This window comes from Salipiger bermudensis HTCC2601 (genome assembly GCF_000153725.1).
Lineage (GTDB): Bacteria > Pseudomonadota > Alphaproteobacteria > Rhodobacterales > Rhodobacteraceae > Salipiger > Salipiger bermudensis.
On record NZ_DS022276.1, the window covers coordinates 2,595,348 to 2,608,088 of the forward strand.

The 12,741-nt window shown below is 66.4% G+C and carries 10 protein-coding genes; 5 read left to right on the forward strand and 5 right to left on the reverse strand.

The genetic code is table 11. The features are described 5' to 3' along the window. Window positions 1–44 precede the first annotated feature (44 nt). Window positions 45–965 (reverse strand): choline ABC transporter substrate-binding protein, encoded by a 921-nt coding sequence (gene choX / locus R2601_RS12295; protein ID WP_007798775.1) that lies wholly within the window; start codon window positions 963–965, stop codon window positions 45–47. Window positions 966–1,067: 102 nt separating this feature from the next. On the opposite strand from choX, the gene betI reads away from it, so the two are divergent. Genes betI through betA form a run of 4 tightly spaced genes read left to right on the forward strand, consistent with a single transcriptional unit; the run spans window position 1,068 to window position 6,288 of the window. Continuing rightward, entirely contained in the window at window positions 1,068–1,643 is a 576-nt protein-coding gene (gene betI, locus R2601_RS12300; protein WP_007798778.1) for a choline-binding transcriptional repressor BetI, read from the forward strand. Further along, window positions 1,640–3,151, forward strand: coding sequence for a choline-sulfatase (gene betC / locus R2601_RS12305; RefSeq protein ID WP_007798781.1), 1,512 nt, complete (start codon window positions 1,640–1,642; stop codon window positions 3,149–3,151). Before betI ends, betC begins: the two co-directional genes overlap by 4 nt. 21 nt (window positions 3,152–3,172) lie before the next feature. Further along, window positions 3,173–4,630 (forward strand): betaine-aldehyde dehydrogenase, encoded by a 1,458-nt coding sequence (gene betB / locus R2601_RS12310; RefSeq protein ID WP_007798784.1) that lies wholly within the window; start codon window positions 3,173–3,175, stop codon window positions 4,628–4,630. Beyond that, complete coding sequence (gene betA, locus R2601_RS12315) at window positions 4,630–6,288, forward strand: choline dehydrogenase (RefSeq protein WP_007798785.1); 1,659 nt, start codon at window positions 4,630–4,632, stop codon at window positions 6,286–6,288. The genes betB and betA overlap by 1 nt, the downstream gene beginning before the upstream one ends. 76 nt (window positions 6,289–6,364) lie before the next feature. Here the strand turns inward: betA and R2601_RS12320 are convergent, their stop codons facing one another. Together R2601_RS12320 and R2601_RS12325 are read right to left on the reverse strand one after the other, a co-directional pair. Next, entirely contained in the window at window positions 6,365–7,927 is a 1,563-nt protein-coding gene (locus tag R2601_RS12320) for a D-aminopeptidase (protein WP_007798788.1), read from the reverse strand. 205 nt (window positions 7,928–8,132) lie between these two features. Continuing rightward, on the reverse strand, window positions 8,133–9,314 hold the full coding sequence (locus R2601_RS12325; protein ID WP_007798793.1) for a GAK system CofD-like protein: 1,182 nt from the start codon (window positions 9,312–9,314) through the stop codon (window positions 8,133–8,135). A gap of 318 nt (window positions 9,315–9,632) precedes the next feature. On the opposite strand from R2601_RS12325, the gene R2601_RS27325 reads away from it, so the two are divergent. Continuing rightward, window positions 9,633–10,436, forward strand: a complete 804-nt coding sequence (locus tag R2601_RS27325) for a hypothetical protein (RefSeq protein WP_007798796.1) — start codon at window positions 9,633–9,635, stop codon at window positions 10,434–10,436. A gap of 3 nt (window positions 10,437–10,439) precedes the next feature. Here the strand turns inward: R2601_RS27325 and R2601_RS12335 are convergent, their stop codons facing one another. After that, complete coding sequence (locus R2601_RS12335) at window positions 10,440–11,057, reverse strand: PAS domain-containing protein (protein WP_007798801.1); 618 nt, start codon at window positions 11,055–11,057, stop codon at window positions 10,440–10,442. 90 nt (window positions 11,058–11,147) lie between these two features. Beyond that, window positions 11,148–12,707, reverse strand: coding sequence for an HWE histidine kinase domain-containing protein (locus R2601_RS12340; protein WP_007798804.1), 1,560 nt, complete (start codon window positions 12,705–12,707; stop codon window positions 11,148–11,150). Window positions 12,708–12,741 lie beyond the last annotated feature (34 nt).

A 12,741-nucleotide genomic window follows, 5' to 3' on the forward strand; every position in this document is an offset into this window, starting at 1 on the left:
CAGGGGCGTCGCCCGCGCGCGGTCGCGCGGACGACGCAAAGGCCTTACATCCCCAGATGGCCTTTCACCGCGGCGACCGCATCGCCACCGTCAACGGTGGTCACACCGTCGAGCCAGGTGTCGAGAACGTCGACGTTGTCTTTCAGCCACGCTTCGGTGGCATCGGCCGGGTCGGCGCCATCGTCGAGGATCTGACCCATGATCATGTTTTCCATGTCGAGGGTGAAATCCATGTTCGAGAACAGCGTGCCGAGGTTCGGGCACTCTTCCGAGAACCCGGCGCGGGTCACGGTGTGCACCACGCCTTCGCCACCGAAGAAGTCCTCGCCGCCCGGCAGGTACTTCAGGTCGAAGTTGGCGTTCATCGGGTGCGGTTCCCAGCCAAGGAAGACGACGGGCTCCTCGTCCTTGTAGTAGCGGGCGACCTGCGCCAGCATGCCCTGCTCGGAGCTTTCGACCACGTCGAACTCGCCAAGGCCGAACTTGTCTTCCTCGGTCAGGCTCACGAGATAGGCGTTGCCCTCGTTGCCCGGCTCGATGCCGTAGATCTTCTCGTCGAGCTCGTCGGCGAACTTGGCGATGTCGGCATAGCTCTGCAGGCCGGCCTCATAGGCGTAGGTCGGGGTCGCGAGCGTGTACTTGGTGCCCTCGAGGTTGACGTTGATCTGCTCGATCTCGCCGCTGTCGAGATAGGGCTGGATGGCGCCGCTCTGGGCCGGCATCCAGTTGCCGAGGAACACGTCCACGTCATCGCTTTCCAGCGAGGCGAAGGTTACCGGCACCGACAGGACCTTCACGTCCACTTCGTAGCCGAGGCCCTCGAGCACGTGCTTGGCGGCAGCGGTGGTGGTGGTGATGTCGGTCCAGCCCACGTCGGACATCGAGACGGCGTCGCAGTCGGCAAAGGCCGCGCCCGCGCCCGCGGCAGTGAGTGCGATGGCCGAGATTGCTGTGCGGAGTTTCATGTAGTTTCCCCTGTGCTTTTGGTTACGCGTTTTATTGATTGACCAGTCAAACAGTGCCTGATTATCTGAGCATTGCAACCCTTTTTCTGAGAAAGGCCCGCGATGTCCGCGCAGGCACACCGTCGAACGCAACTTATCGAGGCAACGATTCACGAGATCGGTGCGACCGGTACGTTGTCGGTCACCGTCGGCCAGATCGCCAAGCGCGCAGGCGTGTCTCCGGCGCTGGCGTTTCACTATTTCGGCGACAAGGATCGACTGTTTCTGGCCTCGATGCGGCACATCCTCTCGTCCTATGGGGAGGATGTGCGCGCCGCCCTGACAGGGGTCGAATCGCCTCGTGAACGGCTTGAGGCGGTGATTCGTGCCAGCTTCAGCGAGTCGAACTTCCGCCACGACGTGATCGCGGCATGGCTGAATTTCTACGTTCTCGCCCATCGCTCCTCCGAGGCCCAGCGGCTTCTGGTGGTCTATCACAGACGGTTGCACTCGAACCTGACACGTGACCTGCGGCCGCTCGCGGGCGACGCCGCAGCGCCCGGGATCGCCCGACGCATAGCGGCGCTGATCGACGGGATCTACCTGCGCTACGCGCATTTCCCCTCCAACGAGCCCGAGCAGAACGCCTCGGCCCACGTGCTCGCCGCACTGGACAACGAATTGAAGGCTCTCGCATGACCCGACCGAACATCCTCATCCTGATGGTGGACCAGCTCAACGGCACCTTCTTCCCCGACGGTCCCGCCGACTGGCTGCACACCCCGAACCTCAAGAAGCTGGCGGCCCGCTCTGTGCGCTTCCGCAACTGCTACACCGCCTCGCCGCTCTGCGCGCCGGGGCGGGCGAGCTTCATGTCGGGCGAGCTGCCCTCGGTCACCGGCGTCTATGACAACGCGGCCGAGTTCCCCTCCGATCTGCCGACCTACGCCCACCATCTTCGCCGGGCAGGGTACCACACCTGCCTGTCGGGCAAGATGCATTTCGTCGGTCCCGACCAGATGCACGGCTTCGAGGAGCGCCTGACCACCGACATCTACCCGGCCGATTTCGGCTGGACGCCCGACTACCGCAAGCCCGGCGAGCGCATCGACTGGTGGTATCACAACATGGGGTCGGTCACCGGCTCGGGCGTGGCCGAGATCTCGAACCAGATGGAATATGACGACGAGGTCGCCTACCACGCCACCCGCAAGGTCTATGACCTCGGCCGCCGCAAGGATGACCGCCCGTGGTGCCTGACGGTGAGCTTCACCCACCCGCACGACCCCTATGTTGCGCGGCGCAAGTACTGGGATCTCTACGAGGATTGCGAGCACCTGCTGCCCGAGGTGGGTGATCTCGGCTACGAGAACCAGGACAAGCACTCGAAGCGCATCTTCGACGCCAATGACTGGCGCAGCTTCGACATCACCGAGGAAGACATCCGCCGGTCGCGTCAGGCCTATTTCGCCAACATCTCCTATCTCGACGACAAGATCGGCGAGATCCTGGAGGCGCTGGAAGGCACCCGGCAGGATCAGGACACCATCATCCTCTTCGTCTCCGATCACGGCGACATGCTGGGTGAGCGCGGGTTGTGGTTCAAGATGAGCTTCTTCGAAGGCTCCTCGCGCGTGCCGATGATGATCTCGGCCCCGGGGCTCGAGCCCGGTCTCTGCGAGATGCCGGTCAGCAATATCGACGTCTGTCCGACGGTCTGCGATCTCGCCGGCGTCAGCATGGACGAGGTGATGCCCTGGACCGCCGGCGAGACGCTGGTGCCTGTCGCCAAGGGCGCGCCGCGCGGGCCGGTGGCGATCGAGTACGCCGCCGAGGCGTCCTATGCGCCGCTCGTCGCGCTGCGCGAGGGCGACTGGAAATACACCCGCTGCAGCCTCGATCCCGAGCAGCTTTTCGATCTCGCGAACGACCCGCACGAACTGACCAACCTCGCCGAGGATCCGGCCCATGCCGAGACGCTGGCCCGGTTCCGCGCCATGGCCGACGCGCGCTGGGATCTCGAGCGCTTCGACGCCGAGGTCCGCAAGAGCCAGGCCAAGCGCTGGGTGGTCTACGAGAGCCTGCGCAATGGCGCCTACTACCCGTGGGACTACCAGCCGCTGCAGAAGGCCAGCGACCGCTTCATGCGCAACCACATGGATTTGAACGTGGTCGAGGAAAACGCCCGCTACCCGCGCGGCGAATGACCTGACGACAAGGAAAGACCGATGACTTACGAAATTCAGCCCGCCGGCAGCCACTATATCGACGGCGCCTATGTCGAGGACACCGCCGGCGCCGAGATCCCGGTGATCTACGCCGCCACCGGCGAGCGCATCGCCACGCTGCACGCCGCAACGCCCGCCATCGTCGAGCAGGCGCTCGTTGCCGCCGAGAAGGCGCAGGCCGAATGGGCCAAGCTCTCCCCGCGTGAGCGGGGCCGGGTGCTGACCCACGCCGCGGCGATCATGCGCGAGCGCAACCACGACCTGTCGGTTCTGGAAACCTACGACACCGGCAAGCCGCTGCAGGAAACACTTGTGGCCGACGCCACCTCCGGCTCGGACGCGCTCGAGTATTTCGGCGGCCTTGCCGCCAGCCTCACCGGCGAGCATATCCCGCTCGGCGAGGACTGGGTTTACACGATCCGCGAGCCGCTCGGCGTCTGCGTCGGCATCGGCGCGTGGAACTACCCCACGCAGATCGCCTGCTGGAAGGCCGCCCCGGCGCTGGCCTGTGGCAACGCGATGGTGTTCAAGCCCTCCGAAACCACCCCGCTCTGCGCCCTCAAGGTGGCCGAGATCCTGACCGAGGCCGGCGCGCCGGCGGGCCTGTTCAACGTCGTGCAGGGCATGGGCGAGGTCGGCGCCTCGCTGGTCACCGACAGCCGCGTTGCCAAGGTCTCGCTCACCGGCTCGGTGCCGACCGGGCGCAAGGTCTATGCCGCCGCCGCCGATGGCATGAAGCACGTCACCATGGAGCTTGGCGGCAAGTCCCCGATGCTGGTCTTCGATGACGCCGATATCGACAACGCCGTGGGTGGCGCGATCCTTGGCAACTTCTATTCCTCCGGCCAGATCTGCTCGAACGGCACCCGCGTCTTCGTGCAGAAGGGCATCAAGGAGGCTTTCCTCGCCCGCTTGAACGAGCGCCTGAAGGACGCGGTGATCGGCGATCCGCTCGACGAGGCGACGAGCTTCGGCCCGATGGTCTCCGAGCAGCAGATGACCATCGTGCAGGGCTTCATCGAGAAGGGCGTGGCCGAGGGCGCCCGCCTTGTCGCCGGTGGCAAGCGCATCGATCGCGACGGATGGTATCTTGAGCCCACGGTGTTTGCCGATGTCACCGACGACATGACCATCGCCCGGGAAGAGATCTTTGGCCCGGTGATGAGCGTGCTCGATTTCGACACCGAGGAAGAGGCCATCGCCCGTGCCAACGCCACCGAGTACGGTCTGTCCGCCGGGGTCTTCACCTCCGATCTTAGCCGCGGTCATCGGGTGATCGGCCAGCTCCGGGCCGGCAGCTGCTTTATCAACTCCTACAACGACGCGCCGGTCGAGGCGCCGTTCGGCGGCGTGAAGATGTCGGGCGTCGGCCGTGAGAACTCCAAGGCCGCGATCGAGCACTGGAGCCAGATGAAATCCGTCTATGTCCGCATGGGCGACGTGGAGGCACCGTTCTGATGCAAGCCGAATACGTCATTGTCGGCGCTGGCAGCGCCGGCTGCGCCATGGCCTACAGGCTGGCCGAGGCGGGCAAGCGGGTGCTGGTGATCGAGCATGGCGGCACCGATGCCGGCCCGCTGATCCAGATGCCCGGCGCGCTCAGCTACCCGATGAACATGAAGCGCTACGACTGGGGCTTCCAGTCCGAGCCCGAACCGCATCTCGGCGGCCGCCGCCTCGCGACGCCGCGTGGCAAGGTGATCGGCGGCTCGTCCTCGATCAACGGCATGATCTACGTGCGGGGCCATGCGCGCGATTTCGATCACTGGCGCGATCAGGGGGCAGATGGCTGGGGCTATGCCGATGTGCTTCCCTATTACCAGCGGCAGGAAAACTGGCACGATGGCGGCCATGGTGGCGACCCGGCGTGGCGCGGCACCGATGGCCCGCTGCATGTCAGCCGAGGGCGGCGCGACAACCCGCTGACGCAGGCCTTCGTCGAGGCCGGCCGCGGGGCGGGCTACCCGGTTACCCCCGATTACAACGGCCACCAGCAGGAGGGCTTCGGCCCCTATGACATGACGGTCTGGCAGGGCGAGCGCTTCTCGGCGGCCAAGGCCTATCTGCGCCCGGCGCTCAAGCGCGAGAACTGCGATCTGGTGCGCGCTTTCGCGCGTCGCGTGGTGATCGAGGAGGGCCGGGCGGTCGGCGTCGAGGTCGAGCGTGGCGGCAAGATCGAGGTCATCCGCGCCGAGGCCGAGGTGATCCTCGCGGCGTCGTCGCTGAACTCGCCCAAGCTCTTGATGCTCTCTGGCATCGGCCCGGCGGCGCATCTGGCCGAGCACGGCATCGAACTGGTCGCAGACCGCCCCGGCGTGGGCCAGAACCTGCAGGACCATCTCGAGCTCTATATTCAGGCGGCGGCGAGCCAGCCGGTGAGCCTGTTCAAGTACTGGAACCTGCTCGGCAAGGCCTATGTCGGCGCGCGCTGGCTGTTTTCCAAGACCGGGCCGGGGGCCTCGAACCAATTCGAGAGTGCGGGCTTCATCCGCTCCGAGGCAGGCGTCGACTATCCCGACATCCAGTACCACTTCCTGCCCATCGCGGTGCGCTATGACGGCCAGGTGGCCGCCGAGGGGCACGGCTTCCAAGCCCATGTCGGCCCGATGCGCAGCCCGTCGCGCGGCGAGGTCACCCTGCGCTCGTCGGACCCGAAGGACGCGCCGCGCATCCTGTTCAACTACATGGCGCACGAGAAAGACTGGTCGGATTTCCGCAAATGCATCCGCCTCACGCGCGAGATCTTTGCGCAGGACGCGTTCAAGCCCTACTACAAGCACGAGATCCAGCCCGGCGCGGAGGTTCAGAGCGATGACGAGCTGAACGATTTCATCCGCCAGCATGTCGAAAGCGCCTATCACCCCTGCGGCACGGCCCGCATCGGGCGGCGCGACGACCCGATGGCGGTGGTCGATCCCGAGACCCGGGTGATCGGTGTCGAGGGGCTACGGCTCGCCGACAGCTCGATCTTCCCGCGCATCACCAACGGCAACCTCAACGCGCCGTCGATCATGGTGGGCGAGAAGGCCAGCGATCACATTCTCGGCCGCACGCCGTTGCCGCCGAAGAACGATGCGCCATGGATCAACCCGAACTGGGAAAACGCGCAGCGCTGAGCGCAGGGCGCCAAGATTTTTCGTACGAAAAATCTTGGCGCAAAGAAAATTCGCAGAATTTTCTTTGGCGCGTCGCTCAGGCGGTCTTCTCGTAGGGGATCTGGCGCGCCAGCCAGCAGCCGAGCCGCGCGCCACTGACCGAGCCATCCTCGCGGCGGGTCACGATCAGTGTCCAGTCGCCGGGGGCGGGGGCGTCCATCGCCCGGCGTGTCGCCAGCCGCCAGACATCCCGCGCCAGCGGCGCCATGCGCTCGAAACGGCCCGTGCCGAGCAGCCCGTCGAACCGGGCATAGACGCCACCGTCGCGCGCCTCGATCTGCATCTCCGCCTCGAGCTCCTCCGAGCGGTAGCGCCCGGCGATCTCGCGGCCATCGGCGGTGTCGATCGGCACCAGAGGCGTGAGCGCGCGGATGGTGTTCTCGCCCGGGCGCGCCATCGCGAGCCCCGCGCCATCGCGGGTGATCCTGACACCGGCGGCTGCTAGCGCGCCGTCCTGGCCAGCCTCGGTCGGCTGCGGTCCGACCGCGTAGCCCAGCTCGACCGCGCGCCGCCCGGTCTTGAGCGTGGCGGTCAGCCCGCGCGCCTCGTCGAGCCAGAGCCCGTCCCACTCCTCGGCGATGAAGGTCGGCTCGGACGCAGGCGTGCCCATCGCCGCGCGTGCCACCATCTCTGCCGCGCCGTGGGCGTCGGCCTCATGGTTGAACAGCACCACCACCGAAAGCCGCTCTGAGCGCGCGTTGAGCCGGTGGGCCCGGAACCCGCGCAGCGCGCCGGCATGGCCGGTGAAGGCCACGCCGCCGATGGTTTCGTGCGCCAGCCCGTAGCCATATTGCGCCGGTGCGCCGTCGACGAAGCGCGGCGGCTCGGAGAGCCGGCGGTAGAGGCTCTGCGGGTCCTCTCGTTCGGCGTCGATCCACGCCTCATAGGCCAGCATGTCGTCGAGCGACGCCGAGATGCCGGCGTCGCCGATCCAGAAGATGCCATTGTCGGCGGGAAAGAAACCGGTGGCGTCGCTGCCCTCGTATCCGATCACGCCGTCTTCCGGCTGTCGCGTGTCCGAGGTCAGCACCGCCGTCGTCATCCCCGCAGGCTCCCAGATGTGGCGGCGGTAGAGATCGGGCAGGGCCTGTCCGGTCTCGCTCTCGATGATCTCGGAAATGATGCGGAAATTGCAGTTGCAGTAGGAATACTCGCTTCCGGGAGTGAAATGCCCGGTCTTCATCCGGGCAAGCAGCGGCAGCGCGTGCTCGCGGGCAAAGGTCTGCTCGGCCAGCCCGCCTTGCAGCACGGTCAGTGCCCAGTAGTCGCGAAGCCCGGACTGGTTGTCGCAAAGCTGGCGCAGGGTCGGCATCGGGCCTTCGTAGCGCGGCAGGAACTCGGCAACGCGCGCGTCGTATTGCTCGGGTTCGCCGAGGGCCGCCAGCAGCACGCCGCAGGTGAACTGCTTCGAGATCGAGCAGATCGGCATCCGGGTCGCGGCGGTGAGCGGAGCGCCTGCGTCGAGATCGGCATACCCCCAGGCGCGGCTGGCGACGATCTTGCCGTCCTTCACCACGCCAACAAGGCCGCCGGGGCCGGGAAAGGCCTTGGGCAGGGCGTCGAGCGTGGTTTCGAGCGCGGCAAGGTCGATGGCTGTCATGGCAAGAGGTCCTTGGGATCGGTCATTCGGCCGTGGAAACGGGCCGTTTTGTGGGAGATGCGCCAAGGCGTAGCGAAGCGGATGATGACGTGGAAGCCATGGCGCCGAAAAACGGCTTCTGCGCCCGGACATGGGTGAAAAACCGGGCACTGGGCGGGACCCAAGAAAATTCGCAGAATTTTCTTGTCACGTCTCGCCCGGTGGCTCAGTCGAGCGAGACCAGAACTTCGGCCACGCGCTGCGCGTCATATTTCTTGTCGTCCGAGCGGCGCAAGGGCAGCCGAATGCAGGGGATGCCGAAGCGCTCCGTCACCGCGGCGCAGTCGCTCTTGGGCACCGCGCTGTCGCAGATCACGTGGGTGAGGAAGCGTGCCGGCTTCAGCGTCTCGCCGGCATCGGCCCGCAGCGGGGCCAGAAGCGCCGCCACCTGATCGGCGAGCCCGTGGCCAAGCGCTTCCGGGTCGCGGCCAAGGCTCGGCAGGTAGACCTTGGGCACATGCCGCGCGGCGATGGCGGTGCCGGTGCCAGCGGGCAGCAGGTTGGCGATGACGCTGGAATAGAGGCTGCCCGGAGGGTAGCAGATCAACTCCGCCTGACCGATGAGCTTACGGTTGCGCTTGGGCAGCGTCACCTCGGACGGGGCAAGCTCCTGCGCGCCGTCGCTCAGGAAACAGCGCCGGATCGGGCTGTCGAGCGGCGCGACCTCCTTGCCGCTGATCGCGCGCTGGCCAATCACGCGCCGCCCGTCCGCGAGTTCGGCGCCGAGCTGCAGGTTGGCATCGACCGCTGCGCGCACGGTGCCGCGCACGTCGACCATCTTGGACATCAGGAACAGCACCGGCTCGAGCGCGCGCTCGTTGCGCAGGTAGCCCCCCGCAAGGATCAGGTTGCCGATGCTGGCGTGGCGATAGTCGAAGCCCACTGGCACGGCTTCGGCAAAGGCGCGCAGGGTGGTGCGGATGAGCTTGCGCATCGGCTGAGAGATGGCGGAAATCAGCGGGTGCCTGCCCGCGACCATTTCGTCCACCTCGGCGCGCAGCGCCGCCTGCGGGGCATCGGACGGCAGCCGATGGTTGAACAGCGCGTAGATGTCGGGCTGGCCCAGCACGGTTTCGTCGGCCAGCGCCATCAGGCGGCTGCGCAGGTCGCCCACTGCCGGCATGCCGAAGGCTTCGCGCAGCACCTGGCTGCTGCCGCCGCTGTCGAAGGGCGTGATCAGGTGGACCGAGTTGAAGGTATAGCGCTTGAGCTGTCGCGAGATCCCGTTGAGCGCGCTGCCGCCGCTGAAGAACAGCAGGCGCGGCCCGAGATGCGGCGCGCTGCGCGCCCGGGCAACGCGGAGATCGTCGGGCAGCGTGATCTCGCGCTCGATCCGTATCGCTGTCATCGTCGCTGTCCTTGCCCGTCGTCCGCGTCTTTCAATACGCTAGCAGTCGGGCCCTGTCACCCACCGCCAACGGTCTCTCATGCGGGACGTTCGGGAGAGCGGTCGCGAGACGAGAGGGAAAGCCCGGGCAGGGCGCGGCGAGGCGACTGGACGCAGGCTCGGTGCTTTGCGAAGGCACAACCAAAGCGGGATAATTTTGCACCGCTTCGCATGGCGCGAGGATCCGTCACCTTCTTCGGATCGTGTTTCGGGCGTAGGCTTATTCCATTGTTGAAGCACCGATGCCGGTGCCGACTCGCGCATTCCGAGGGTGAGACCATGCAACAGACCGTTTCCAAATTCCTCTCCGCCAGTGCCGCCGCCGCTGCCCTGATGCCTGCCACGGTTGCCGCGCAGGACGCCGACGAACTGGCCCGTCAGCTCGCCAACCCGATTGCCAACCTCTACAGCCTGCCGTTCCAGCTCAATTACGACGAGGGCTATGGCGCCGATGGCGAGGGCAGCCGCTACACGCTGAACATCCAGCCGGTGATCCCGATCTCGCTCACGGATGACTGGAACCTTGTGTCGCGAACCATCATCCCTGCCATCAGCCAGACCGATGTCGTCCCGGGCTCGACGCAGAAAGGCTATGGCGACATCGTCCAAAGCTTCTTCTTCTCGCCCAAGGAACCGACCGCCGGCGGGTTGATCTGGGGCGTCGGTCCGGTCTTCCTGCTGCCCACCGGTTCGGAGGAGTTCAGCGCCGACCAATTCGGAGCGGGCTTGACCGCGGTTGCCCTGAAGCAAGCCGGCCCGTGGACGTTCGGCAGCCTGATCAACCACATCTGGGATGTCGGCGGCGAAGATGATGGCACCGATATCGACACCACCTTTTTCCAGCCGTTCGCGACCTACGGGTTCAGCGGAGGCTGGTCGGCGACGCTCAATTCCGAGCTGAGCTATGACTGGATCAGCGAACAAGCCTCGGTGCCGATCAACTTCAACGTCGCGAAGGTCACGACCATCGGCGACACGCCGGTCAGCATCGGCGCAGGTGTGCGCTACTGGGCCGACTCGCCCGAGAATGGGCCCGATGGCTGGGGGGCGCGGTTCACCGTCACCTTCATGTACCCGAAGTAACGATCAGCGTTCGGGGCGCGCGCCGGTGAGCGCCGCGCGCAGTTCTGACATCGCATCCTGAGCCTTGCGCGCCGCCTGAGCCAGTTCGGCGGCGATATCGGCAATCAGCTTGTCGTCCTTGGCGCGCGGCAACATGCGCGAACTCGACTGGCTGACGGTGGCGATATTGGCCATCGCGTGCAGGGTCTCGTTCAGCGACTCGAGAAGGCCGGTCTGGTCGCTCTCGCGCTCTTGTTCGGCGCGTTCGGTAACATCGACCGACAGGGCGAGAACCGAGCGGACGCCGTCTTCACCACGCTCGAGCGGCAGGATCTCGATCTCCCAGACGGTGCGCACCCCGGAGCCGAAGAAGTCGCCGGTGAAGGCGCTCGGGCGCCCATCGAAAGCCGCCGCAAGTGCGTCCTGCGCCTTGACGGCCTCGCGCCCCTCCCAGAAGTCGACCCAGACCTTGCCGCAGATATTCCCGCTCTCGACGCTGAGCATCTCGAGTCCGCGACGGTTGATGCCGACGACCTTTCCGTCGCGGTCGATGACCTTGGCGCAGACGGCCGAGCGTTCCGCCAGATGGCCCTGCATCAGCGCGAGGGCCTGCAAGCTCACCTGTTCAGCACTAAGAATCATCCGGACGCTCCTCGACACAACTTTGACGCGTGCGAGTATAGGCGATCTTGACGGCTCTGCCGAATAACAATTTGGTCTTGCTGGAAGATTTCAGGCGCCGCTCATGGCTTGCCGCAGCGCCTCCTCCAGCGAGGTCGAGGTGAACGGCTTCTGCACGATGGTGCAGGGCGGGTAGGTGGCGACCAGTTCCTCGGCCGAGCCGTAGCCGGTGGCGAGCACGAAAGGCACGCCGGTCTCGTGCAGGCGGCGGGCCACTGGCAGCGATTGCTCCTCGCCCAGATTGACGTCGAGGATCGCGAAGTCGACCGCGTTGTGGTCGAGCCAACGCAGCGCCTCGGGCACCGAGGAGAGGATCTCGACCTTGGAGGCGCCGAGATCCTCGAGCGAGGCGGCAGCATCCATCGCGATGATCAAAGAGTCTTCGAGCACCATGCCCTGACCCGAGAGCCGGAGCGCGCCGACGGTTTCGGCCGCGCGGGCAGGGGGCGCCGCCGCGGTTGTGCCGTGCTCGGCCACGACCTGCGAGATCACCGTCGGCGGCAGGCGGAAATGCGCCTCGAGCCCGGTGACCTTGTAGGACACCTCGGCATCACCCCTGAGTTCATGCGGGATCGAGCCCTCGATGATGGTGGTGCCGAAGCCCCGCCGCTTGGGCGGGGTCACCGGCGGGCCGCCGCGCTCGGCCCAGTCGATCAGCAACCCGCCGCTGCTGTCCTCGGTGAGCTGCACCTCGACGGTGCCGCTCTGGTCGCAGAGCGCGCCGTACTTGATCGAGTTGGTGGCCATCTCGTGCAGCACCAACGCCATCGTCGTGTAGGCGTTGGGGGCGATCATCGCGTCGGGTCCGGTGATCTGCACGCGCGCCGATTTGTCCGAGGCATAGGCGGCGAACTCGCACTGGATCAGGCTCTTGAGCGAGGTTGGCTCCCACTGTTCCGAGGTGAGCTGATCATGGGCGCGGGCCAGCGACTGGATGCGGCCGTCGAGATTGGCGGTGAAGCCCTCGAGCGTGTCCGACGAGGCGCGCGACTGCGACAGCAGCCCGCGCATCAGGTTGAGGATGTTGCGCACCCGGTGGTTCAGCTCCGAGATCAGCAGCTGCTGTTGCTCCTGCGCGCGCTTGCGCTCGGCCTCGGAGGCGTCGAGCACCTTGAGATAGACCTCGAGCAGGATGGTGCGCAGCTTGTTCGCCGCGTGTTCCTGCTCCAGCGACCAGGGCTGGCTGCGGCCCTCGACCGTCTCGCGCCAGGTCTCGAAGCTCTGGCGCGGGGTGAGGCGGTGGCCATTGGGGCCGACGTTCACCGGCTTGGTGGGATCGCCCGCCCAGGCAACGGTTTCCTGGATCTGCTTGCGGAACAGCACGAGGTAGTCCCGCGGCCGCTTTGAGATCGGGATCGCCATCAGCCCGGCGGCGCGTTGCGGGTAGTCGCGCGCGGCCTCGAGATAGCGGCCGATATGGTCGGTGTGGAACACGCCAGCGCCGATCGAACGGTCGAGGAAGCGGGCGATGCCGCGAAACTCTTCCTCGCTGGGCACGGTGCCGGTGGCGTGGAACGCGTCGTTCTCGAACAGCACGACCCCGTCATGGGGGATCACCGATGCGATGTCCTCGGAGATCGACAGCAGGCCATCAAGCGGCCTGTCTGCCATCGGCCATGTGGCCCATCAGGAGGGTTGCAGGCGG